The following is a 25,954-nucleotide window of genomic DNA, read 5'->3' as shown; positions in this document are numbered from 1 at the left end:
AAATAGAGCAGGTGGTAGAACATCTGCCAGTCAAATCCACCTCTCGGAAAATCGCACACGCGATATGATGGGTCAAACAGAGACACAACACCGTGACATCGCCATAAGTCTTAGATCTGGCAACGATCTCCCGAAGTAATGCAGCTATGCACCTTTGTGTGGTAAATACCTCTTTTTTTGTAGGTGACAGCGCGACAACTCTCAAATGTAAGATCCTATATGGGCACTTCCGTCTCCCGTATATCATTGATGGGCACGGTCGCGTTCGCACCACTCCCGTTCGGCTCCGTCGAAACCGTCTGGATCGCGGTCTGGACAATCGTGATTGCTCTGAGCTTGGTCCTGGCGCCAACCTCAAGAGTCAGGACAGTTCACCTTTGGGTTATCGTTCCGTTCCTCGCCTTTGTTGCCTTCTTTGGCATCACGGTCTGGCACCAGCTTGCGTCGGCACCTCTCGTCGGCCAGTTTCATCCAGTCTGGGCAGACGCAGCGCACCTATTACGAGAACCCCTTCGGCGTGCCGTCTCCGCCAACCTCTCTGCACCTTGGCTGTCCCTCGGCTCTCCCCTGCTTCTGGCTCTCACCTTCATGGCGGCATTCATAAATACACTCGATCGCAACTTTGCTTATCTTCTCTTGTGGACATGCGCCGCTTCGGCTGCAGTCTACGGCCTATACGACATCGGCAGCTTGGCCATCGATAACGGAACTGCATTGCTCACGACGGAAGTCTCGGCTTCCAACGTCATCACCGGACCTTTCATCAACAGGAACACGGCCGCCACCTACTACGGCACGAGCGCTCTGCTATGGTTGCTCCTTGCTGCTGCAAGATTGCAGCGGAAGAAAAAGGCATTGGCAACGTCCGGCAGCGTAGATGCAACTATTCTCGACACAAAGCTAGGAGTGGCACTTGCCGGATTCGTTATCTGTATAACGGCCAATCTGCTCACTCAGTCACGTGCCGGAATTCTGCTCACGCTTGCCGCCGTTGTCATTTGTTGCAGCCTCTACTTCTTTCGGACCGTTAGAGGCCGCTTTTGGCTTCCGCTACTCCTGACAGCGATGACTGTCAGCGGCATTGCACTCGAAGTGTGGGGAGGTCGGATCGCACTCCGGCTAGGAGCAGAGGGGCTGATCGATCAGGGGCGATCCGAGATCTACAGATCGACACTCGCCCTGATTAAAGACCACCCTCTGTTCGGAACCGGGCTTGGCTCCTTTGCGGATGTGTTCCCTGCCCTCCGTAGCGACGCCATTCCTGTAAGTGGGGTATGGGATCGTGCCCACAGCACTCCTCTCGAACTTACCGTAGAGATGGGCTTGCCCGTCCTGTTGAGCCTGACGGCTTTGTGCCTGCCGGCCGGTTTCTCTCTCTTCCGAGGAGTCTTCGTGCGGCAGCGCGACCTCGTCATCCCACTCGCGGGGCTCGCTGGTGGCCTTCTCTCTATGAGCCATTCGCTCCTGGATTTTTCCGTTCAGATCCCCGGCTACGGCGTCGTTTGCGCAAGTGTTGTCGCGTGCGGTTTGGCTCAGTCCTTCCGCCGCGGGGTTGGCATACCGGCCTCTGCCATAAGCCCCATCGAATCATCTCCATCCACTCTGGAACAGCCTGAGGCACCACCTGCCCGCCATAACCGCTCGGACACAACTGAGCTTCGCTCCGATCTATACGGCGAGTGAATAAGCCAGGGCACACTCCACGGCAACGCGAAACTCTTTGGGTTCAGAGGCACCGGACCTCTTGCAGCAACTTGCTCCATGATGCGAGGCTCCCTGCTCTCGTAAAATGCCGCTGAGACATGAGCCGCGCGTTAGCTCCGAAATGCTCTCGCAGCCGAAAATCGTCGCGCAATGAAAGAATAACTCTTGCAAACTTGTCTCCGTCCCCCGGATCGACGTGGGCTCCACATCCGTGGCGCACAACCAAACGCGCGACCTCGCCATCTCGAGCAGTCACCGCTATGATCGGGCGACCTGCCGCCGCAATCCCATAGACCTTGCTCGGAACGATGAACCCCTCAAGCTCCGGGCGCAATGAAACCCAATGTACATCGGCGGCGCCGAGCGATCGCGAGAGATCAGCACGATCCTGATAAGGTCGAAATTGAAACCTGTCGGCAAGCCCCAGTGCAGCTACCCTCGCGCCAAGCATCCTGACCTGATGACCGCCTCCAACAAAGAGAAACATCACACTGGACGCAAATTGAAGTCTCTGCGCTGCGCTCAAGACCGTTTCGTATTCGTGCGCTCGCCCAAGATTCCCAGAATATCCGACTACAAACCGGTCCGACAGCCCCCACTCCTTTCGTAGCGGATTGTCATCATGCGACACTGGAGCAATCACGTCGTCCAAGCTCCAGTTCGGAATGGTAGCCACCTGCGAGGTTCTCAGGCCACGGCGCACAAAGTGATCCGTCATTCGCTCACCAATCACAACATTTTTCGCGGCCATTCTCAGCGCTCGATCCCTAAATGAAACAAGAGCCGAGCCCGCCGGGCCGCTCATAAGCGGAACTCCAAGTTCGATTGCAACCTCCGGAAAAACGTCTAGAAGCCAGTTGACGAGTTTCGCACCACGCCTCGAGGCAACATCTGCGATGGCGGCTGAAAGCAGTGGGGGATCAGTCTGTGCGATGATCACATCTCCATGGGCAGCCATCTTGTTCAGAAAAGTGCGCGCTCCGATATAAAATGACAAATAATCCACCGCGCGACCGATGAGCCGCTCACGACCAAAAGTAGAGCCCGAGATGCGGTGGACCGTCACGCCATTGATGGTTTCCTCCGCCGCGAGATTTGCTGTCGGATCATCATAAAGCTGACTGCTGCACACGATATGTACATCTTCGCCCTGTCCTGCGAGATGGAAAGCCAGATCTCCAAGGATCTGACTTGTCGCGGAGTGATCAGGGGGCGCGTAGCGGTTGACGAAGATCAGCTTAGACATAGCTCTTTGTTACTATTGCTTTCTGTTGTCTGCGGCTCTTCCACCATCTTACAGGCAGCTTGGTCGTTCAAAGTAGTGCAGTTGGAACGTATCACGCAAAAACACTTCTCTCAAGCATTCTTGCGAGCGCAGCCGCAGCTATCCTAATCTTCGGCAACGTTCAGATACAACACTGAATAGCCGGCTGAGGGATCGACGATGAACAATTGGAAGACCCTGCGCACGCCTCAAGCAGGGACTTCAGTGTGGCATGATCGGCTTTGCCCCAGTGGCGACGCAAGCTCATATGCACAGTGCGCTCACAGCGCTCCTACGAATGCAAGGCTGATGCGGCCTGCGTCGAAGCCGGCGAAAAGGAGGCTCTCCCCGTCATTATGATCCGGGAGTGAAGACGGTGCGTGTCAAGACCCGCGCTGTTTCCCTAATGTCACCTAAAGGAAACCAAGGCAGTCATGTTATTGCACTTGTCGAGTCGACCTGAAGGCACTGAGCAAATCGTGTGCCACAGCGCTTATATGGTACGGCGCTCGACAACATGGTTCCCTAGGACCAAAGTATCCATTCTTGTTCGCAAAAAGCAGTCCAGCGCTTCTTCCGGCCGGCAGACAACCGGCTCGTTCTCATTGAAGCTTGTATTCAGCACAATTGGCACACCGGTAATAGCGTAAAAGGCTTCAATAAGAGCGGCATATCGAGAATTAATACTGCGAGACACCGTTTGAAGTCGCCCTGATCCGTCAACGTGAGTGACGGCTGGTATTTTTGAACGCTTTTCCTCCCGGATTTGGAACACCTGCGTCATAAAGGGAACGTCGTCGTCCTCTTCGAACCAATCCTTGACATGGTCCTTGAGGATGGACGGCGCAAACGGGCGAAAGCTCTCCCGACGCTTGATCTTGGCGTTCAGAATGTCCTTCATGTTTGCTCGGCGCGGATCACCGATAATAGACCGATTCCCAAGTGCTCGCGGACCCCACTCCATGCGGCCTTGGAACCAGCCGACGACCTTGCCCTCGGCAACAGCCGCAGCCGTTCTCCGGCAGAGCTCAGCCTCATCCGAAACTACGGCAACGTAGCAATTCTCAACTTCTAGATCGTCAATGCGCGCCTGAAGCGCGGCTGCGCGTGCTCCGTCGCTGAACGACGGGCCCCAGTAAGCGTGCTCCATTGGGAACCGCGTCTTACCTCCCATTTGGTGCCACACAACAAAAGCGGCTCCAATGGCTCCGCCGGCATCGCCCGGTGCGGCATGCACGTAGACTCGTCGGAAGGGTGTCTCGCGACGTATCTTACCGTTTGCAACAGAGTTATTTGCGCAGCCCCCGGCAAGAACGATGTCCGTGATTCCCGTGTTCCTCCGGGCAGCTCGAGCGATATTGAAGAAGGCCTCCTCATAAAGCGCTTGTGCCGAGCGGGCGAGATCGCGGTGGTATTGCTCCAGCGGCGCATCTTGGGCTCGACGAGGTCCGAACAGGCTCTCAAACTCTGGGGAAAAAAGATCATCGAAAGTCGGGCACCCACTCTCCCACTGCTGGGGCAAGCTCTCCGTGTGATGGCGAAAGTACTTTGTGTTCAGGTTGAAAGTACCGTCCGGCAGCAATTCAATCAGTGCATGCAGCGCTTCGACATACTTAGGCTCTCCGTACGGCGCGAGTCCCATAACTTTGTATTCGTCCCCATAGTTGGGAAACCCCAGGTATTGGGTAATCGCCTGATAAAAAATTCCGAGTGAGTGCGGAAAATAAATGCGCTTATCGATGCTAATGTCGGTGCCGCAGCCCGTCCCCCAAACCGTGCTTGCGAAATCACCAAACCCATCTACCGAGATTGTAACAGCCTCCTCAAAGGGTGAAACGTGAAACGCAGAGGAAATGTGGGCTAGATGGTGCTCCACGGGCTGAACTTTTCCCCGAAACGTCTCTCCAAGAAAAATACCCTCAAGTAGCTTGCTCGCGCTAGCTCGCTCCTTGCGGATCCAAAGTCGGTCCAGCAAAAAACCAAGATCCGGTCGCGATCTAACGAGGAACTCCGCCCGCTTCCACATATTGGCGCGAGTGTCCTGATTGACAGCGACATAGTCGATATCCGCGAGGGTAGCGCCTGCCTCATCCAAGCACCATTTGATGGCCTCTGTAGGAAAGCCAGCCCAGTGCTTTATGCGGCGGAAGCGTTCTTCCTCCACCGCTGCAATCAGAACACCGTCGCGAACGATACAAGCCGATGCGTCCGCATGAAACGCATTCAAACCCAGGATAAGCATTGGAACTCCCTTCTTTGGATTATTCGAAGCCAACTGGAGTGCTCGTTTGCTGATTATTGCGCTGGTCGTAACGGAGTGCCGCGGCCTCAGTCGACAAGAACGCAAGACGGGCGCGCACCGCCCGCAGCTGCCCAGTGATAGACTTCCAGCATCTGCCTTCCTACGGCTGCCCAAGCAAAATCCCTCTCCATCCAAGCCCGGCCGCGCGCACCCATAGAAGTACGCGTGGCATCCTGTAGGCCAAGAGCCAAGTGCAGGGTCTCGATGAGAGGGCCATCGGCGAGGTCTATCCACCAGCCACAATCGTGCTCGTGGACGCCGGCCCAAGGTGCGTTGGTAGTGGTAATTACGGGTATCCTATACGACAGTGCCTCTGCGATCACCAAGCCAAAGTTCTCTGCGTGCGTTGGAAGCACGAAGAGATCAGCACTGCGATAGAGCGCGTCCTTCTCCTGACCATGTGCCGGCCCCGGCCACATGACACGCGGCAATGCCAGTTCTTTCGCGAGCACTTGCATTGCGCGCTGGTGTCCGATCTCTTCCGGCCCGGCAATGACAAGTTCCCAATCGGGATGCCGACGGTGAAGTGCAGCCCAGGCCCGCAGAAGAAATGGGATTCCCTTCTTCGGATGGATTCTGCTGAGAAACAGAAGACGCTTCCGCCGATCACCAGCGTTAGTCCGAGACATCAAGGCTGGAAGATCGACTCCATTCGGCACAATCGCTATCGGTTGACGGAGGCCGTAGGACCGAAAGTGGTGTGCCTCCATGATGGCGGTGGCGCGAAGGCACATCGCTCCATGCAGATGCGCATCCTCGAACCACCAAGCGGCAGCACGCTTCTTCCACCATGAACGCTTCAGCGCCCACGGATCCAGCATCCCGCGCGGTGTGATGAGATATGGTCGCCCGCGACTCCGTTGATACCCGAGATGCGCTAAAGACGAATGTACCCAGAGACCCTGCACGTCAGTGACATCCGCGCCTAGATCCCGTAGTGTTCGCCCGATGCTCGGAGCGAACTTGAAAGCAGCGGGCCCGTAAGTACGATGTGAGTGAACGTGGCGACCCCAGGTGCGCCAAGCCTCTGGGGCAGCGGTATCCTCGGTCCCAACAATATGAACCTCGCAGCCAGGCAGCTCCGCAAGGGCCGCCGCCGTTGCGGGAACCGAAGTTGCCAACCCGCCAGCGGCCGGAGACAACGTCGCAGTAAGAAGCGCAACTTTCACTGTTCGCTCAACAAAAGTTCGCTGAAGGTAAATACTCTCGAATACAATTGTGGTTCGGCTTCGGTGGCGCGCTGAGCATCTACCGCAAGCATCTCCATCCACGCAAACTTATACCAAGTCTCATTGATCAGGCCCCATGGGTCCAGTCGCGCAGGCTGAGGGGCATCATGGGCCAAGGCTGATCCATGAGCTTGTTCCAGGCCACGCAGCAGTGACCGAGAATGTCGCTTCAGGAGGTCAAGATCCGGTTCGACAGCCATTAGTCGCGCAAAATCTGCCAGACATTCTCGATCGGATTGAGTTCAGGCGAACACGCGGGAGGGGGCACGAGCGTGAGGTTGGCGGGCACCCTCAGTCTGCTCACGACGTGCCTGCCGGCCCGGTCGAGCAACAGTGGGGGCCCAAGTGCGTGTTTATCCCAACCCGTCCTATGGGTTCATTGGGTGAATAGCCGACTCAACGGGATACTTGCGACGGGCAGAAAATGCACGCCGGCCGCAGTATGGCTTTCACGACACGGTACGGGCTAACCATAATGTCACCGTGCTTGCTTTACCGAGCGAGGTGCTTCGATACGAGTTTGGGTCTACTCATCTTCCTGTACGCAGGAACAGCGCTCGCCCCGCATGATCCCAACAAAGGGCAAGGATAACTCCGACTACTACCCATGGCTGAAAAGCATTAAGCGGCGAAAATGTAATCTGGCCTATGGAAATCGCGATTATCGTGTAACCGGAGAGAGGAAGGGCTGCAAGCTCGCCCCGACGTGCCGCCGCAAAGGCCGCCGCCACCAGCCAAAAGGCAGTCCCGAGACGGACGAAGATAAAGCCCAGCCCCAATAGAAACCCAAGTTCATTGACTACTCGCACTAGTTCGTTCTCACCATACACATACTGAGGCAGGCGTAAAATACTGGCGATTGGTGGCGTACCTGTCCCAATCCCATAGCCAATCAGAGGCGCGGAAAACATCGGCTCTATGAATCCAAAAACTCCGGCGAGGGCGCGCTCCCAGATGGAGCCTTCCGCCCGAGCAGCCACCTCGAAGCGAGTCTCCATTGCTGTATACATATCCGCGAAGAATGTAACGTACAATACTGCAGCAGCCATTATCGCTAGCGCGATAACCGCGGTACGTGCCAATGTGCGCACACTAGGATTGGCAATGGCAGACCCCACAAGAGCTATTATGCAGATTGCGCCGATCGAGAAGTAGATTCCGCGACTTCCGGTGAGTACTGCCATCGCGCCCACCGCCACCGCGCCAAGACAGAGAATTGGAGCGTCGAACCGACCCTGGCGGCGCGATAGAACAAAGGCAACGAACATCGCCACTATTGACGCGGTGAAGTCCACATGCGGTCCCGTGAACGTAAATAGTCCATAAGGCCGCACGATGTCGAATGCCACCATCGCAACCTCGACTTCGTCTTCTAACCCGCGATTGATCCAGTCCGACGGCGACGATCTGTATTGTAAAATCACTAACGCCGCATAGGGTCCGGCAAGTAGCATATTCCATCGGAAGAACCGCTCGACGTCTTGCCGGTGAAAGTTAACGGCAATGACAAACGCAAGTGGCATATATATCCAGTAGCTCCGTACGCCCAAAATCCAAGCGCGGGGATCGAGACTGCTATAGATAAAGGGCAGTATCCCGACTACGGTGGTGACAAGCGCAATGGCAAACCAGAGTCGAACGAGAGTGCCGCGCGCGAAAAGCCGATATTTCAGGCAGTAGCAGTAGAGGAAAAGCAGAACTGGATCGCGGGTAAAATAGATCGGTGTCGCAAGTTCCGGCAAAATCCACTTGCGCAGAGGCCCCTCAATCAACGCCAGAGCGTAGATGAGCAGAACCATATTTACGACCAAGCGCCGGCGCGCTTTTCGAAGCTCAACGCGATTCGTTGGCAAGTAGAGATCGCGAAAAGTGAGGGGATCCGCTGCAATCATGCAAGGATCTCATCGAAAATGGCGATAATTTTGGCCTCGTAGTCCTGCCAGCGCGATGTCGTGGCCTGCGCGAGCGCTGTCATTGCCATTGCGAGGCGCCTGTCCTCGTCCGCATGAAGGAGCGCGATACACGCTGCAATGGCATTAGGATCGCGGATCGGAACGATAAATCCCTCCTGGCCAGACGTCATTATGTCGGGTCCGGCAGTATGCGGTGTGGTGATGACCGGCATTCCAGCAGCCATGGCCTCAAACAGGACCATCGCAAATCCTTCGGCGATTGAAGGGAAAACGAATACATGGGCTCGCGTCATCTCCTCAAGCAGTGTTGCATGAGGAACGTGTCCTAGCCACCGACAGCGAGGGTCGGCTAGAAAAGCATCTAACTCGGGCGGGGCTGCTGCGGGTCTTGGTCCAGCCAACGTCATTTGCCATGGAATATCGACTGAGTGTAGAGCCGCGATGAGGTATGCCATCCCTTTCCGCTGCGTGAGATGGCCAGCGTAGAACAAGTGCAACGGTTCGCCAGCCCTACGCCGCGCCGGATACGTCACCAGCGGAGGTGGAGCGCCATAAGGTGTTAGAGTAATGGCGAGATCCCGACCGAAATGCTCCTCCAGGCTGCGTCGTGTAAAACTTGATGCGACCACAACCTGGTCGGCGAGTTCGATCTCTTCGTCCTTTCGCTCGAGCTTGGACGGGCTGTCGACGAGGCCCTCCATCGTCGGCGCCCAAGCGGGGTGCATGTCTGCCTCCTCCGCAAGTAACCGCCGAAGGGTGCGCCAGTGGGCGATTGGCAAATCGTAGAGGCGTTTAAGCCCGCGGCTGCGCGCTACGCGGAAGGTTTCAAGCGCACCGTCTTCGTAAGCGTACACCGCCCTTACGCCACGTGCAGCGGCTCGACCGAGATATGATGCGACATCGCGGTCGAGTTCTCGATATACTTCGTCGACCGACGCCCAGCCAGTCTCATGCCGTGTCGGACCAGCCCAACGCATGCGTCCGGCGACGAGGCGTGCTGTCTCCCGCATGGGCCGCACGTGCGTCCGCTCCCACGGCGCTTCCGGGAATATCCTCCGCCCGATTTCGCGTTTCGCTCGCGTTTTTACCAGAGGGAGATTCGCCAAAATTGGCGGCATTGCTATAGAGGTCCAGAAGCTGTGCAGGTACCCGCTATGTGTGGCTGCGCGGAGTACGGCTCGAACGTTCGCATTCCCGGTTGGATGGCTGATGACTACAGTCAACGTACTTACGCCAGTTATAGTGAACGGTTACAGTCTGTTGACCGTTGAACCTGTCGTGACATGATGACTATCTAGTGACTTCGAGCGTCAAGCAACCCGCTTCTCTGCTTTAGAAGCTCCTCAAAAATGGCAAGGTAGCGCTCGGCCACAACCGACGCCCGGTAGTTCGCGAGGTGCATGTCGATACCTGCAAGCCGAGCGCGAGCCACGTCCCAGCCGCAAACCACCTCAGCAAGTGTTCGGGCAAGCGCAGCCTCATCACCGTTGGGGAATGTAAGACCGTGCGGTCCAATCGCCTCGATGAGGCCACCGCGCTCTGAAACCACCGCAAGACAGCCACAGGCAAGGCCCTCGAGCGCCACGATGCCGAAGGGCTCCTCGTAGGTTGATGGCACAACGAGAACCCGGTGGCGATTGAGTTCTGCGGCGAGAGCGAAGCCCGCTAGCGTTCCTGTAAACCGGACCTGCGCCTTAACTCCCGCAGTTTGGGCGAGCATCTCAAGCATGTGGCGATCCGGACCGTCGCCGATAATGGTGACGGACGGTCTCAGACCGTCCCGCGATAGCCGTCCTAGTGCCCGCATGAGTACATCGCAGCCCTTCTGCGACACAAGCCGACCGAGGAAAACTATGTCGCGGTCGCGATTATCCCACGGCACCGTCGAACAAAAGACGAAATCGTCATACGCGTTGTACACCGTACGAGCACAGCCAAGCTTACCCGCAGTATAGCAGCTGTTGGCGATACCCAGCGTATGGCGCGCTATCAGACACTTCAAGTGATCGAGGACACCGAGCGTACCATCATCACGCTGATAGACATTGTTGTGTTGATACACCAAACGTTTCGGCTGTAGCACACGCGGAAACGTATACTTGAGCGAGACGTTGGCCTGAATGTGGATCTCGCTCCAGCGAAGCAGCTCCAAGAACTGGATGAGGCTCGGCCGGCGGATAACCGCAAAAGGCCGTCTTTCTTTCTCGATACAAGGCGTGAGCGTCGCGAGCCGAACATCGTGTCCCTTTGCAGCGAACTCTGCGCACAGTGTCTCGGCAAGCCTCTCAATTCCGCCAACACTCGGCGCGAAGACAGTGGAAAAGAAAAAGATCCTCAATAGTCAGGCCTCTCGTCCGGCGACAAGAACTAATTAATATGGACCGCGTCGGAGAGGACTTCGTACCGGTCCGGAGCGATCCCGTCGATCCAGCGCGGCCCTTTTGAAATCTGATATGACGCAAGTGCTAAGCCAATAAGCGCCCGACTCGCATTGAGCAAGAAGCTCGGAATGCCAGCTCTAGCGGATGGATTGCGAATGAGCGCTGTAGCGATGTGACGAAGTTCAAGCAATACGCTTCGTGGCGTCAAGGACCGGTTGCGCATCGAGCTTAATAGGAAGTACCAGTGACCTACGATGTGGTGCATGGGCACGACCTGCCGGACGTGCCCCCATGTCCGCGAGCCACCCTCAGCGCTTAGGTGAACAACGCTCGCCTCAGGATCAAAGACAAGCGGCCCATAGCGCTTGGTGTAGCGAAGATTGAACTCAGTCTCCTCGCGACGCGCCCCTTTGATGAAGTGCGCATCCATTCCCCCGACGGCGATTGCCCATGCTCGCCGGACAGCAAGATTGCCGCTACCTCCATTGCGCGTGCGACAGCGCTGGCCGTAGTTCGCAGGCAGATAGATCCAGCCCCATGAGGTTTCAATGGTACTCCGATCCGGCATCAATGTTGGAGCCTGCCCCACCTCCAGAACTTGGCCATAGACTCCAGCAATGCTGGTATCGACGAAGTTACGAGCATGCTTGAACAGGAAGCTTGGATCTTCTATCCGGAGGTCATCGTCAAGAAATAGAACAATATCATACCGCGCCTCGAGGAGGCCGATGTTACGTGCGAGGTTCGCGTTCGGCTCCTCAACATAGAACACACGCGGTTGTCCCGGAAGGTCAGCAAGTTCCGCCAGCGATAGCTGCGTTTGCAGGACAACAAGCACTTCAAAGCGCGGTAAGCTTTGCCGGGTCAGATCCTCGAGGGTATCACGCAGTGCGGCGAAACGCTTATATGATGGGATAACTATTGAGATCCCTAATTCAATGCCGACATTCGATTGCTTTGACGTCATGCTGAACTAACCCACCAAGTCCAATATGAAATGAATATTATCTCAATCCACAGCCCTATGATTACGTCGCAATCTCGTCGAACCTTTATAACACCGGCTCCGCAAGCGCTCTGATGCTCACACCGAACGCTCTAGCGTGCCGCTTCCGCGGGCCGAAAGTGCTTTCAACTTCCCGTACCTACTGCTGCCGAGGAGGCTCGGTGTAAAGTTAAGCTGATCACGCCCGGTTTGCTTCGCCAGCGTCATTGGTCTGCTCGCCGCCTGGCCCATACAGCGCCTCACCAGCAAATGGCGCGATTCCGAAGCTTCTTGGAGTTGATATGCATTGCGGCAGTGCGCGCTAATAAAGCTGGCGGTAGTGGCCATAAAATCGAATTCTGCAAATCCATCAGCCAGCGAGTCGAGCTACCAACGCAGCTGCCCTGATTTCGAGTTTAGCCATACGCACCTCCCAAGAACTGAATACTGGAACGGGCGCCTCGACATACTCCCAGTAACGGCGCGCCGCATAGCTCGGACGAACACCTCGTCGTAACGCCTGAGAGAGAAACCCACGCTGCCATGGCTTCTTTGGTCCGAGCGCATGTGCCATGTACGTTGCACCAGTTGTCTGGAAACCCATGCCATCTGGTGTTGCGAGCGAAATTGGGACGTCTGCTATGTGAAAGCTCATATTCATGACGTCTTGGTCTGCGGCAACGAATGGGTGAGTTGGGTCACGTTGCCTAAATGCATAAGGATCAAGGAGACCCACCTCACTGAGCTTGTCCGTCAACATCGCCCAACTATCCAGAAAAGTGCGGTGTTTTCGATGCACACCAACAAAGCCCGCATTTGCATAGCCCTGAAAATCTCGGAATTCCAAATTCAGTCGCTCCGCAATATCGCGCCACATCAGCTTCCGAGGATCATGGGGATGCATCATGTTGTGAACCACATCACTCGAGACCGCCACGCCATTTTTTATCCAACTTTCGAAGAATCCCCATCGGGCCTCTACAACGATATCTGGGTCAAAGTACGCAACTCCTCCTTCGTTCTCAACAGTTGCCTCGAGTATTTGGCGCATAAATGCTGGCTTGAATGTTGTTAGATGGCCATCCCAATCAACATTTAAGATAGACACGCAAATATTATGTCTGAAGCATGCAGTCTTAATGTTCCCCAAAAGCGCTGAGATCTCTCCTCTCGTCCCAACGGACACCTTTCCTCTGAAACCGCTCAGTATTAGTGAGTTGAGTAGAGCCCCAACACCTAGATCGTAACCCCTCTCGCATAGCGTGCAGATATGGACGTACGAGCTCACGAAGCCACTCCAAAGCAGACCGGCACCCTAAGTGCAGTGCCCCTCGGGAGATTGTAACAGTAAGCCCATCTCAAAAGCCATTGACTTTCCTGTGCTAGTTGTCCGCTATTGCACCGCATTGGTGAGTTGTGGCTCATGCAATTTACCTGCTCAGCCACTTTGACATGGCACCTACTGTGTTACAAGGTTATACTTTCTGCAGCGATTATTGTACCGTCAACGCACCTTCGTTCTTTGCTATACCGTAGCAATGCTTGCGCGATAGGAGTACTCTTTCCTTTTACTGCAGATGGGCTAGTGCTTTCACCACCCGAGCTTGGAAAGCGGGAAAGCCAAAGCGGGCATGAACATTAGAAGAAAGTTGCGCTCGGTCTTTTGCTGCGGCTTGAAGCAGTTGAGCAAATACTTGCGGAAAATCTACTTCGCTCACACAAACTCCTAGCTCCCCGTCACAGAGTGCATCCGAGGCACCTCCAACTGCAATACCAATGGCAGGAACGCCGCAGGCCATAGCTTCAAGGAAGGCGATTCCAAAGCCCTCTCCAGTGGAGGGCATGGCGAACAGATCTGCCGCACGGTAGAGATTTGGCAAGTCGGCGCGAGCGACCGCGCCTAGAAAACGGACCCGCTCCGCTACGCCGTGCTCCCGAGAAAGTGTCTCGAGCCGGTATCGATCATCGCCCTCTCCGGCAACGAGATAGATTATATCCAGTCCTTCCGCCAGCAGACCGGGCAGTAGAGGGATAATCCTGTCATGCCCCTTGTAACGCTCGCGCGCGTCCAGACGGCCGACAGTCAGGAGCGTTAGCTGCGCGTCCAAACCGAACCGCGTGCGTGCGGCAGCTCGGTCACCTGGCGCGAAATCTGACGCAACCGTATTACTCAGGACGATGGCGCGCTCGGGCGGTAAGTTGGTATGGGTTAGCAGTCGCGCACGTGTATGGCGGCTCGCGCACAACGCGAGATCAGCGAGTTCTAATGAGCGACGTTGAAGGGTCGAAGGCGCAGGCCAGATCTCGATACCGTGCAGGTGAACGAGCAGCTTGGCTTGGTTCAGCCGCGCAATGAAGGCCGCAAGCGGGACCATGTAGAGGTGATTGCAGTAGATCAGTTCTGGACGAACTCGGCGCGTAGCCTTCAGCGCAGCGGCAGAATATGCAAGCCGCCCAACCCGTGCGGGATGCTGCCGCGCCTTTTCGGACAATCCCGCTAGGAGATCCGGGGCGTGACGGGGGAGGATGTCAACGTGGGCTACATCCTTGCTATTCGTAAACGCAGCCACCATGTCGCGGCTCACCTGAGCAATACCTCCACGCCCGCCATACGCGTCCGTGACCAGCGCGAGAATATGCATTGCTGTGCTCACGTTCTATCTTACGCAAGCTTCGCTTTGGGGCTATCTATCATTCGACTCAGAACCTCGCGCCCCCAAGCCCTCGATGCGGCACCCTTGCTGCGCGCGGTTTCACAAGATGAAGCGGCAATCCAATGCCCGGTAGGCACTCCGAAGCCAGTCTTGGCGCGACCGACAATCGCGACAGGCAACGGTGTTTTCGGTGCCATTGCCAAGGCATGCTTCCCGGACAATTCGTCGAGACTCGGCACAACGGCCGCCAGCGCCTTGAGGAGATGAAAGTCTACGAGAGGCGTACGGATCTCGATAGAATGCGCCATCCCTGCCCAATCGGCATCACGTAGAAGCTGGTTGCGCATGTAATTGGCTGATTCAAGCGCTGCAACGCGGGCGATCGGCACACGTGGATCAGGTGTCATGCTCTCCCGGAGCCTCCGAAGTGGAGCGAGGCGGCGCATTCCGGCGCTCAGGAGTTCCGGGTCGAGTATGGTCTTCAGCTCGAAGGGTAGGAAGAGGCCACGTCGGAGCAGATAGGCCCCGGCATAGCTTCCGCCGTACTCGGCCAAGCCCAGTGCCTTCGGCAGACGAGTGTGCAGGCCAAGCCTACCCAAGATGGCGCGTGCTATCATCCCAGCGCCGGGGATCGCGGCCGGAACTCGAAACGCGGCAACCCAACGCGGTATCTGCCGGAAGCTCGGATAGCCGGCCAGGAGCTCGTCGCCACCCAATCCGGAAAGCGCTACCTTGAGCCCGGCTTCACGAGCTGCTTTCGACACAAACCAAGTGTTCACTCCATCAACTGACGGTTGATCCATCGCATCCAGAATCACAGGCAGGTCGGCTTGAAACTCGCGCTCTGACACGGTTCGAACGACGTGTTCGGCACCATAGAGCCTTGCCACTTCGGCTGCCAACGGCAGTTCATCATCCGCGGTGCCACGGAATTCCTCAAAGGCAAGAGTGATCGCGCGAACCTTGGCTTGTCCGACATCGCGCATCAGACCAAGCACAGCTCCGGAATCCACACCCGCCGAGAGAAACATACCGACTTCGACATCAGCAAGCAGATGGCTCCGCACGCTGTCCAGTACGGCTGCCCTAATACGAGGGGTAATCTCATCTCGTCCTACCGCCATGCGGACGCCGCGAGACAGCGCCGCAGGGACCGACGCATACAACACAGGCTTCCGGGGACCGGCTGCGTCTATCCATTGCGTGTGGCCAGCTGGCAGAGCGCGGATCTCGCGATACATTGTAAAAGGCTCCGGCACGCTACCCCAGAGGTGAAAACCGACTATGCCAGCGGGCTCAGGATCGCGCGATACCGCTCTCCCTGCAAGAAGCGCCTTGACTTGACTCGCAAAGCGAAAAGTCCACCCGTCATTAGCGGTGTAGAGAGGCTTTATGCCGTACGGATCCCGCGCGAGGAAGAGGCGATGCTTGGCCTCGTCCCAGATTGCAAACGCAAACATGCCTCGCAGGTGATGGACCATCTCCTCTCCATGATATGCAAAAAGATGCAAAAGCACTTCCGTGTCGGAAGTGGTCCGGAATACAACGCCACGTCGCTCGAGTTCCGTGCGGAGGTCCGGAGTATTATAAATCTCTCCGTTGAAGACTACCGCAAGTTGCCCATCCAAGCTGACCATCGGCTGGCTTGCGCGCTCGGAGAGGTCAAGAATGGACAGCCTCCGATGGCCTAGTGCCGCACGGAAATCTTCACTCCACCATTCCCCTGCCCCATCGGGCCCTCGCGCATGCATGTAATCGCGCGTGGCAATCAATTCGGCGCGCTTCGGAAAGCACGCTGCAGAATGGTAGGAGAAAATTCCGTTCAGGCCGCACATGTGAATGACGCTCGCAGTAATCTCGAGGGGTGGGAAAAATGCAAGTTAAGGTATTATTCCTGGAGTACCTCTTCGACTGGTCCGCTTCGGGAGCTGTGGTCCCATATGGGCCTCGCCGATCTGCGCGGCCGCAGCTCGGTTCGATACGGCGCTGCCGACCACCTCGATCCCCACAACCCGGTTTTGCGTTTGCGCGCCAGAACACGACACAATGCCACGCCAAGTTGTGTTGCGGCAAACAATCACGATTCGATTCCCGTCCAAACCCGCGTGTAGGACAGATCGGGTAGGGTCAGATCCGGCGTTTCCCCCGGAAAGAGCAGAAAAACTTGGGGGCCTTGCGTGGTTCCCTCGATGACGACAACTGGCGCCACTGGAACAGAGAGATCAGTTCGCCTCTGAAGTTGATAAGCAATTCGGATCGTGTAGCGATCTCCAGGGGCCATATTGAAATACGCCAAGTTCATCAAGTCGACTTGGAGCATAGCATCTTCAGTCACCGAAAATCCTGCTGGCAATACCTTACCGAGCGCAGGCGCGTGAGGTTTCAGAACAGAAGCGCCCGCCCACCAGGCCCTTGCCTGGGCATCTCCCGGGAGCAGACTGACTCTGCATTTTCCGCAACCGACATTCTGCGCGAAGCGCTTGCAATCCGGCCAACCGTTCAGCCTCAGGGGCAATGTCAGAGCATGAGCGGCCGACATTATGATGAGTCCACTATCTGCGGGAGGGCCTGTCCATTCGACCAAACACGCAGGAGCGCCCTACATCACTTAAGTGCGCAAAAGCGCTGCCCTGCCATTGCTTCCATGCTACCGCCGTTCGGGTGGAGAGACGTTCAACCCGTTTATGAAATTCGATCACTCCCATTAGCGGCTAACGGGAATGGCATGAATGGCCTAGTCGCTGTCGCGATGCTGACTAAACGGCTTTGACGTGTCGACGTTGGAGAACCGTCGGAACCTTTCCACCCATGATGTCGAGCAGTACGCGAACGCGGCCCTTATCGTCGGTCCGTTCAAGTGATCCGATTATGTCGGTGAACGGGCCAGCGAGAACACGGACATTCTGCCCGACCGCTATATCTTGGTCGGCATGCACGAAGCCTGGGCCCGTTGCCATCTCCAGGAGCGCCTCCACTACCCCATTGGGAACTGGAGCTGGGCGGTCATGAGCCATGATAAGGCTCGATACTCCCGACGTCCCATTTACCGATCGCCAGCGATCTCGCTTCAAGTTCAGGATGACGAAGAAATATCGCGGAAACAATGGCGCTCTGGCCGTTCGGAATTGACCCCCATGTCGAATGGTCTTGATCGTCTGAGGCAGAAAGCTTCGATAGCCTTGAAGTCGAAGTTGCATTTCAGCACCACTCTCACGGTGCGGCTGGGCATGCACTGCATACCATCTTTCACCATCTAATAGCTGAAGGCGAGAAACCAATAGCTGGCTACGCGCCGGAACGTCGGCAACTACATCCCGGCAATCGTCGATTTGCATCGTGGCTCCTACCCGGCCAGCACGTTGCCGCTCGAGGCAGTTGGCCGTCGGTTCGGCGGATTTTGTTTTTTGTTATTCACCGTCACACGACTCGTCAATAAAGGCCAATTTGTCGGGATCACCCGGCATTCGGTACTAGAATACTACCAAGGTGGTAAAGTATCTCGTCCGAGCGAGGTAACTCGCTTCTCCATCGAGATCACATTTCGCGAATATATACCGGGAATGTGTACTATCTCTGGGGAAGCTTGGTGTTCATCCTCTAGCAATCCGAGGATGAAAGTCATGCATGCTCGATTGCCATCGTCGTGCGGCTCCATGCGGATTCAGGTTGCGGCCTTCGACGTCGTGTGGGCAGCTATATCTCCGGCGCTCGCCCTGTATCTACGGGATGCTCAACTCCTCTCCGCTGGATGGCTGGTTATCAGCACATTCTATTCCCTGGTAGCTCTTGTTGCCGCGGTTACTTGCTTCGTCATCTTCCGCTTAGGGGATGGCCTTACCCCTTACTTCTCGTTGCCTGATGCGGGGAACGTTTTGAAGGCGGTGGTATGCACCGCAATACTGACGTGCATTGCTTCCTTCGGTTTCACACGGCTTGAAGGCGTTCCACGTTCCACCCCCGTGATTCACGCCCTACTCCTGGGTACAGGCTTGATTGCCGCCCGAATAACAGCACAGCGTTTCCTGGCGGCGCGTCTTCGGCCGTCGCCGGGATCGCGGATCACCAACGTCGTGATGCTTGGCTCGAATCCCCTGACGGCCGCCTACATCAGAATGATCCAGACTTGCCTGCGCGAGCAATGTCGTGTCGTCGGAGTGCTCGACGAGAGGGCGCAGCTCGTCGGCCGAGCCATCAACGGCATTCACATTATCGGTCACCCTCAGCAGCTCGAGCGAGTTATCGACGAGTTCAAGATACACGGTGTGCCGGTCGATCGGGTGCTCGTAGGAGGAGATGAGAGTGTCCTGCCGACGGAACTACTCTCCGAGATCCGGCAGGTATGTGAGCGTCGGGTTATCGGCTTCGATTTTGTGCCCCAACTGCAAGGATTCTCCGACAATATAGCAGTTTTGGACCACCGAGAGAACACGATGAAGCGGATGGCCCTGACTCGGTATCACCGCAGCAAGCGCGCGCTCGATTTTGGGGTGGCTCTCGTGGCTGCCATCGCGACACTGCCCATTTCAGCTCTTGTGGCAGTTGTCGTGTTCCTGGATGTTGGTTCGCCATTGCTATTCTGGCAACAGCGTGTGGGTCGCTGTGGACACGCCTTTCTCCTCTATAAATTCAGAACCCTGCATCTTCCTGTCAACCATCTGGGAAAATTGGTCTCAGAAGAGGAGCGGCTCTCGAGGGTCGGAGAATTTCTGCGGCGTACTCGTCTGGATGAGCTTCCCCAACTGCTGAACGTGCTTTCCGGTGACATGTCTCTCGTCGGTCCCCGCCCGCTCTTGCCTGCCGATCAGCCGCCGGATCCTACGGTTCGGCTGTCCATCCGACCTGGGATTACTGGATGGGCTCAGGTAAATGGAGGTCGCGCACTCGACGCTCTTGAAAAGAATAGTTATGATGAATGGTATGTGCGGAATGCATCATTCTGGGTTGATGTCCGTATACTCCTGATGAGCTTCGGAGTGTTCTTTCGCGGCGAGCGTCACCTCGCGGGGCGCCCGCACCAGTCTGCTCCGCAGAATCCATCTGGAGTGGGAGCTGCTCTTCAGGGAGCCGGACACAGTTCGCATTAATGGAGATCCAGCTGTGCGACTTTCGGGATGCAGCAGTGCCTGTGGCTAGCCTTACTGAGCACTTACTCGCGGAACTCGCGATCAAGGCGTTCATCGGCCACACAGCGTTCGACAGCGGCTGGCTCCGTTATGAGCTTGATGCCGCGGCACGCCGGCCACCCCGCCGAAAGTTGCTCGATCGCACCACAGCGCGTGCGATTTCGAGATGTATTGCCGGCTCCGTCTGATGGAGAGCTTCTCCTACACACCGAAGCAGTTTCGCCGGATCACGTTCCGTCACGACGAGACCGACCAGAACCTCACTGTCATGATTCAGCCCGCGAGCACAAACTTGACTGTGAATCGAATGTCCACAGACGCCAGTTACTCCTTACAAAGTTACCTCGCTTGGCCGCTTCGAGTAACGCCGGAGGATGTAGTGACACTGTAAGGCGCCCTTGCTCCTTACCGCGTTTGCGCAGCTCGATTGCCCTCCAGTCGAAGCTGAATAATCATGTGTATAGCCCGACATACGGCCAAAGTTCGAGAATGGAAGGCAATTGACCGCTACCTCCAGTCTGTTCCTCACCCAATTGCGCCGGTCCTTGCTATTTTCCGGACTCGATCGTTATGCGGGTCTTGCTATCGGCTTGGCATCGACAGCGCTGATAGCGCGGCTGCTGTCGCCCGACGAAATCGGCGTGTTTGCGGTCGCCAGTGCCATCGTCGTGGTCACTAATTCGCTGCGCGAATTCGGAACAGTCACCTACATCGTACAGGAACGAGACCTTGTCCCCGATGGCGTTCGCACCACGGTTACGCTGGTCATTGCGTCCTCTCTCCTCACTGCTCTTGCTCTCGCGTTTGCCGCCGCTCCCCTCGCGAGGCTCTATGCTGAGCCTCGGCTGGAACCGGTCATTCACATTTCGAGCGTAGGACTCGTGGCCGGCTCGCTTGCTGGCCCGACGCTCGGCCTAATGCAGCGGGAGATGGATTTTCGATCGGTGGCCATCATTAATTTCGCGAGTACAGTTATCAACTTAGTAGCGTCACTCTTCTTCATTGCACTCGGCTTTGGGTATCTCAGCCTCCCTCTCGCAGCTTTCGCTTCGGCCGCAACAATCTCGGTGCTCGCATTGTCGATGCGCCGGCAGTTCTGGATGTACAAGCCCTGCCTGAGGCAATGGAGAAAAGTTCTCAGTTTCGGCGGCTATTCGAGTGCCACAGCTTTTTTGAATGCGTCGTTCGAAATGCTACCGCAGCTACTCTTGGGACGGTTCGCGGGATTCAATGCGGTTGGCCTCTATAGCCGGGCGGCCGTGCTCGCTCAAATGCCGAACCGAGCCATCGTGGGCGCCTTTCAGCCAGTCATTCTACCCGCGTTTGCCGCCAAGGCGCGCGCTGGAGAGGAGTTAAAAACAGCCTACCTTCATGGCCTTTGCCTCCTGTCATGTGTGCAATGGCCTGCCTTCCTCTGCCTTGCACTCCTGGCGGGACCGGTGGTGCGCCTCCTCCTGGGCGAGCAATGGGATGCCGCGGCACCGGTCCTCAGAATGTTGGCGTTGGCCAGTCTCGTCATGGCGCCTGCGCCACTGACTTATCCGGTCCTTGTCGCCTCGGGGCACATCCGGGATACGTTGACTTCGAGCGTAATTTCTCTCCCCATTTCTGCATGTATCGTTACTGCTGCCGCCTTGCATGGCGCGGGGACAGTTGCGGCGAGCATGCTAATTATACTGCCGCTCCAAGTCGGGGTAGCTATGGCTCTCATTCGGCGGCGATTAGATTTGAGTTGGAACGAGATTGCCGCGTCTGTCCGCAGAAGTGCCGCAGTCACGCTTTTGACTGCCTCAGTTCCGGCAACCTGTCTGGCCGTTGGCGGCCCATGGGCGGATTTGCAGTCCTCACTACTATTCCTCGCAGTGGTTGGTAGCATGCTTGCATGGTTGGCTGGACTATGTCTGACAGCGCATCCTCTCCTAGCAGAGCTACGTATAGCTGCGGAAGGATTTCATCGGCTAGTGCAACTGAACACAACTCGAAGTCCGTCCGGATAACTAGCCGCCGCGAAAGGTATGACGCACGATCGTTCCCGTGGGGTCACAAGATATCAGACTCGTACATGCACTATAGGATAGCGGCAGCACCCATGTCTCCTGCAGTGAGGATCGATACACCCCGCCTCATTCCAGATATACTACTATGCGATAGGCTCCTATATGCAACCCATTTCTAATCCATCTACGTGCGCTCCAACAGAGAAGTCGCTGCGTGTTGCAATTGGACTCGGAGAGCTCAGTTTCGGAGGCAATTCTCTGAACGCACTCGATCTCGCGACAACTTTGCGTAGAAATGGTTGTCAGGTGACTGTCTTCGGAATTCATGACGATCCGCCTGTTTCAGTGCTCCCCGTTGCAGAGGAGCGCGGGTGGCATGTGGAAGTTCTGCCCGCAGCCGCAAGCAATTGGGCGCAGGCGCAGCACTTCCGAAAATTAGTGGAACGAGACAAGTTCGATGTCATACATGTTTTTGGTGTTGGGCAGGCCGCATCCGCTGTGTTGGCACTCGCTCGTCATTCGCGGTGCGCTGTGATAGTCACCAATTGGGGAATGAGCAACGTTACAGGCTTGCCGCCAAATACTCCCCTGATTGTGGGGACAGAGGAACTCAGGGAATCGGCTGCCTCGTCCCGATGGGGACCAGTCTGGCTCATGGAGCCCCCAGTCAACCTTGATGCGGATTTGTCTTCTCCGGAACAGTCTCTGGATTTCCGTACGCGTTGGCAAATTAGCCCTGACGCTCCGCTATTGGTTATTGTATCTCGACTAGAGAAGTCGATGAAGGCCGAAGGTATAGCGAATGTTATGCACGCAGTTGCACACCTGAATGCACCTGAATTACGATTGGCCGTTGTAGGTGACGGCGATGCCGCGGCTACTCTGCGTTGCTTGGCCGAAGAGGTAAATGCACGCGTGGGAGCAAAAGTAATCATGATGACGGGCCTTATGAATGATCCTAGACCTGCATATAGCGCGGCGGATCTTGTACTTGCTATGGGAGGAGCTGCTATACGCGGCCTCTCGTTTGGAAAACCGCTGATTGTTTTAGGCAGTGACGGCTTTTCTAAGCCATTTACCCAAAATAATTTACCCTACTTCATGCGCTATGGATTTTATGGGAATGGCTCTGATGGAGATCCAATCGAAAAGCTGTCCTTTCACATCCACGAAATGCTGAACCCGACCATTCGTGACGAACTTTCGCATTTTGGACGTCGCGTCGTGACAGAGCGATTCGCCTTAGAGACAGCAACGCAGAACCTGTTGTGCATGTACCAACGAGCCCTGGCCGGATCGACTCTAAGCAGACGATGTGCCGACGTAGCCTTCGTTCTTGGGCGGGATGCGGCACACCACGTCCTTGCGCTGTGCCCAACGAGAGTCAGTTCTGCGATAAGGAGTTCCTATCACCAAGGTTTGAGGAGGGCTTTGACTGTCGGCCGGCGCCTCACGAGGGCAAACCCAACCGGTGCATCAGAAGTATGACTGGAAAGATATAGATGATCTAACTCTACCGACTTGTGTCGCCCAACCCATCATCCACACTCCGAGACGTTGGGTTTCGATGCGAGGGAGAAAAACAATCCCTGATTGGGGCTTAGAGGATATCACTCACTAGTCGATTCGGCGCATTTACCTTGAAGTCGCATGCGACAAGACACCGAGACAGACTACTCGTTGCTTTCCCGCAGAAACGTTCGTCCCTCTGCAGTGACTCGGAAGCGGATGCGGCCCAAGATGCAAGGCAAGTTCACGACGCTCGTAAATCGCTTGGCATCATCAGTATCAGCTCCTGGACATGATCTTGCTTTAACGATGACACGTTTGTCGCGAGTCTAGAGCAATGGTCGCCACGGCCAATCCTAAGCTCTGGTTGATGACCGCCCGAATAACTCAGTAGATACATGGGCCACCTTCAGCACCTGTATGTGGGGAACCGAATGAGCATTCCGGCAATCCAATCCTCTACATTGCTCTGCCTTTCACCCCACACAGCCGGTGAACTGCTCTCCGCTAATGGTCAAGCTCATGTACTCTACGTGGACAGCCGAGTCGGCAGTGATCACAATGATGGATCGAGTTGGCTGACGGCGAAAAGAACCATTCTCGCCGCCTATGATGCCCTTCCGGACACTGGTGGTTTTGGTGGCGGCGGTGGAACCATCGTCTTCGCGCCAGGCGCTCTTGTAGGCGGTGAGGTGGATCACCAAGGCATCTGGTTGATCGGTGCGTCGGATCCTAGCTTCTCGTCTCCCCCGCCAGGATTTCGACGCGAAAAATCCGTACTGTTTCTCGGTGCCAGCGGAGGGCAATCGATCCAGTTTGGACAACCATGTGCCGCCGTGATCTACCCGACCCAAAATGGCGATCAGTCGCACTGGGTTAGTGACCTGCCGGCCATCTGGCTCGCTGGGACTCCCAACCGCGGCACCAGGTTCGCGAACACCGCGATTTGGGAGGCACCGCATGCTGTTCGCATCGGATATGAGGCCGATGGCGGTGGCGGAATGGAGTCCATGACAGCCCTCGTTTGGTTCGACAATTTACAGATTCTCCGCAAGTCCGGCGAAGATGACGGCGTAATGGGGCCTGCCGTCGATATCGGATGGGGATTTTGGCTCTATTTCCATAATACAGTGATCAGCAGTAACGAGAATATCCCCCTGGAGTCGCCGCGCCGGGCGTGCATACGCCTCAGAGGCCAGCAATCTGGCCTCGTCGATATTGCCAACAGCGTTTGGGCTCGCGGCGGCCTTTATATTGACGGCTCCGGATCGAACGTCACGGTCCGGAATCTTATTATGGAAGGCGACTTTATCTCGGACCAACCCCCGCTTGTTTGGGTCAAGAGATATGATGGGCTTCGCGGCGGACCGACGATCCAGAACTCATCCCGTGTCGACATTCCAAGATCAGCGTTCGCAGATATTCAAATCGAGCCACCCCACGCGGCCCCGGATACGGTCGTTATCAGCCCTGGCCGCAATCATCCCATCCGAGGACGTGCTGTCGTCGTGAACGGTGCCGATGCCCGCCAGGGTCAAGTCGGCTTCAACTTGCGCGGTGAGGTTGTTGGCCGCTCGTTCGGTATGGCACGGGCATCTGCACCTGCTCTCAACCCCTCTCCTCTACCTGCAGTGGGAGCCAGACGGGCTCTCAGAGCTGACCGCGGCATGGTCGTGTCACTGGTTGATGCGCCCGATGGAACACTGCGGGCCTACAACATTAGCGACAACGGGTCGCGAAACGCACAGTTGCTTTTAGAGCCCCCATCGCGCCCGCGTGACGGCTGGTCCGTAGGCGACCATGTGGCATTCGGATGCTGGTTGCGAACCCGCGGTACGTGGGAAATTCCAAGTTTCGTCGGGTTTCGGATTTGCAGCTGGCGTCGCAATTTGAATATTTGGCGCAATATCGAGAATGGGGATGAAACGAACTATGCCCAGGCGGGGATAGGAGTTCCAGCTTTTCCTGCGTGGGCTTGGATGACTTTAGGATTGACACTGATCACTGCAGGCTCTGCAAATGAGGATCCGGCGTACGGGGCCTGTGTTTATCCGCAGTCTGAGGATGGGTGCACGTTCGATATTTTTGAACCGATCCTGCTTACCATCCCGGCCGGCTCCATGACCGATGATGAGTTCGGGAGTTGGTATTACAACAGTTTCTTGCCGCTCGATCCGCGAACACCAGCGGGTGCGGTCGGAACTTCATCGGCACCATATGCAATAAATGGGCGACTGTTCGCTAAAGGACTTCCAACATCGGATCCGCATATTGCAGGAGAGGTTTGGAACGACCGCGGCACTCTCAAGATCAGCAGTGGTCCTTGAGGGTCTTACAGCAGTTTCGCCTAATACGGATTTGTAGTCGCAGTTCGTGAGACAATTCTGTCATTCACGGCTGAAAAGCCGTCGAGCAATTCCCAATAGCCTGCCAGAGCGCGTATTTCATTTGTGCGGCAACTTTTTTGCAGAGCGCCTTAAGTTTGGCATAGACCTGCTAGATCGGGCGAGGAGGACGGCAGGTAGAGAACGCTGGCCTCGCCCCCTGGATCGCCTCTACTCGCCACTTTGTGCGCCGAGAGATTGCCTAGAACCGCCACATCGCCGGGCCAGAGACCGAAAGAGGACCTGTCCGTTACAAGGCCGAAACGTTGCGCCGGTCGTAGGCCCACCGCGTCCACTCGCACAATGGTATCCGCAGAAGCGGTAGAGACTTCACCCAAATTGATACTGTTCTCTGGGGAATTTCTCAGTTTTGTGGGCTGGGCCACTCTACTCGCCACGAGCAAACTTAGAATGCTCCATTCGGAGGGTAAGCTCATGTCACGAGCCCCAGACCGTTTTCGGCCCGTCAGCAGAGCGCGGCGTCATTTCCTGGGCATCGCAGCCGCCAC

At 56.3% G+C, this 25,954-nt stretch carries 16 protein-coding genes; 5 read left to right on the top strand and 11 right to left on the bottom strand.

Going from position 1 to position 25,954, the window contains the following annotated elements:
• Window positions 1-249: 249 nt before the first annotated feature.
• The gene (locus BN1233_RS22205; RefSeq protein WP_187144342.1) at window positions 250-1,683 is read left to right on the top strand and encodes an O-antigen ligase family protein; all 1,434 of its coding nucleotides are present in this window, start codon (window positions 250-252) and stop codon (window positions 1,681-1,683) included.
• 43 nt (window positions 1,684-1,726) lie between these two features.
• Here BN1233_RS22205 and BN1233_RS22200 read toward each other — a convergent pair whose 3' ends face one another.
• The 11 genes from BN1233_RS22200 to nusG all read right to left on the bottom strand — a co-directional run bounded on the left by BN1233_RS22200 (window position 1,727) and on the right by nusG (window position 17,767).
• A complete protein-coding gene (locus BN1233_RS22200; RefSeq protein ID WP_046865768.1) occupies window positions 1,727-2,950 on the bottom strand; it encodes a glycosyltransferase family 4 protein in 1,224 nt (407 codons plus the stop codon).
• 511 nt (window positions 2,951-3,461) lie between these two features.
• Window positions 3,462-5,210 (bottom strand): carbamoyltransferase family protein, encoded by a 1,749-nt coding sequence (locus BN1233_RS22195; protein WP_046865767.1) that lies wholly within the window; start codon window positions 5,208-5,210, stop codon window positions 3,462-3,464.
• 86 nt (window positions 5,211-5,296) lie between these two features.
• Window positions 5,297-6,439 (bottom strand): glycosyltransferase, encoded by a 1,143-nt coding sequence (locus tag BN1233_RS51160; protein ID WP_074078335.1) that lies wholly within the window; start codon window positions 6,437-6,439, stop codon window positions 5,297-5,299.
• Window positions 6,440-7,029: 590 nt separating this feature from the next.
• Window positions 7,030-8,391 carry a hypothetical protein gene (locus tag BN1233_RS22180; RefSeq protein ID WP_046865765.1) on the bottom strand — a complete coding sequence of 454 codons (1,362 nt, stop codon included), beginning with the start codon at window positions 8,389-8,391 and terminating at the stop codon, window positions 7,030-7,032.
• Window positions 8,388-9,266, bottom strand: coding sequence for a glycosyltransferase family 4 protein (locus BN1233_RS44240; protein ID WP_048708534.1), 879 nt, complete (start codon window positions 9,264-9,266; stop codon window positions 8,388-8,390). The genes BN1233_RS22180 and BN1233_RS44240 overlap by 4 nt, the downstream gene beginning before the upstream one ends.
• Before the next feature lie 440 nt (window positions 9,267-9,706).
• Complete coding sequence (locus BN1233_RS22170; RefSeq protein WP_046865763.1) at window positions 9,707-10,750, bottom strand: glycosyltransferase family 4 protein; 1,044 nt, start codon at window positions 10,748-10,750, stop codon at window positions 9,707-9,709.
• 29 nt (window positions 10,751-10,779) lie between these two features.
• On the bottom strand, window positions 10,780-11,760 hold the full coding sequence (locus tag BN1233_RS22165) for a glycosyltransferase family 2 protein (protein ID WP_048708536.1): 981 nt from the start codon (window positions 11,758-11,760) through the stop codon (window positions 10,780-10,782).
• 388 nt (window positions 11,761-12,148) lie between these two features.
• Entirely contained in the window at window positions 12,149-12,886 is a 738-nt protein-coding gene (locus BN1233_RS47140; protein WP_147707426.1) for a hypothetical protein, read from the bottom strand.
• 460 nt (window positions 12,887-13,346) lie between these two features.
• Window positions 13,347-14,420, bottom strand: coding sequence for a glycosyltransferase family 4 protein (locus BN1233_RS43170; RefSeq protein ID WP_048708537.1), 1,074 nt, complete (start codon window positions 14,418-14,420; stop codon window positions 13,347-13,349).
• Window positions 14,421-14,440: 20 nt separating this feature from the next.
• Window positions 14,441-16,267, bottom strand: a complete 1,827-nt coding sequence (gene asnB, locus BN1233_RS22155; RefSeq protein WP_046865761.1) for an asparagine synthase (glutamine-hydrolyzing) — start codon at window positions 16,265-16,267, stop codon at window positions 14,441-14,443.
• A gap of 921 nt (window positions 16,268-17,188) precedes the next feature.
• A complete protein-coding gene (gene nusG, locus BN1233_RS50585; protein ID WP_082145582.1) occupies window positions 17,189-17,767 on the bottom strand; it encodes a transcription termination/antitermination protein NusG in 579 nt (192 codons plus the stop codon).
• Window positions 17,768-18,052: 285 nt separating this feature from the next.
• On the opposite strand from nusG, the gene BN1233_RS43160 reads away from it, so the two are divergent.
• The 4 genes from BN1233_RS43160 (at window position 18,053) to BN1233_RS22115 (ending at window position 25,388) form a co-directional block, all read left to right on the top strand.
• Window positions 18,053-19,516, top strand: coding sequence for a sugar transferase (locus BN1233_RS43160; protein WP_052763877.1), 1,464 nt, complete (start codon window positions 18,053-18,055; stop codon window positions 19,514-19,516).
• A gap of 539 nt (window positions 19,517-20,055) precedes the next feature.
• Entirely contained in the window at window positions 20,056-21,552 is a 1,497-nt protein-coding gene (locus BN1233_RS22125) for an oligosaccharide flippase family protein (RefSeq protein WP_048708543.1), read from the top strand.
• Between the two features lie 162 nt (window positions 21,553-21,714).
• On the top strand, window positions 21,715-23,040 hold the full coding sequence (locus BN1233_RS50805) for a glycosyltransferase (protein ID WP_082145579.1): 1,326 nt from the start codon (window positions 21,715-21,717) through the stop codon (window positions 23,038-23,040).
• 455 nt (window positions 23,041-23,495) lie between these two features.
• Entirely contained in the window at window positions 23,496-25,388 is a 1,893-nt protein-coding gene (locus BN1233_RS22115) for a hypothetical protein (RefSeq protein WP_147707422.1), read from the top strand.
• Window positions 25,389-25,954 lie beyond the last annotated feature (566 nt).

Origin of the sequence: Microvirga massiliensis, from assembly GCF_001006805.1 — a bacterium.
In the GTDB taxonomy this organism is placed as follows: Bacteria; Pseudomonadota; Alphaproteobacteria; order Rhizobiales; family Beijerinckiaceae; genus Microvirga; species Microvirga massiliensis.
The sequence above is the reverse complement of the archived record's forward strand: the minus strand, read 5'-3'. Positions and strand labels throughout refer to the sequence as shown.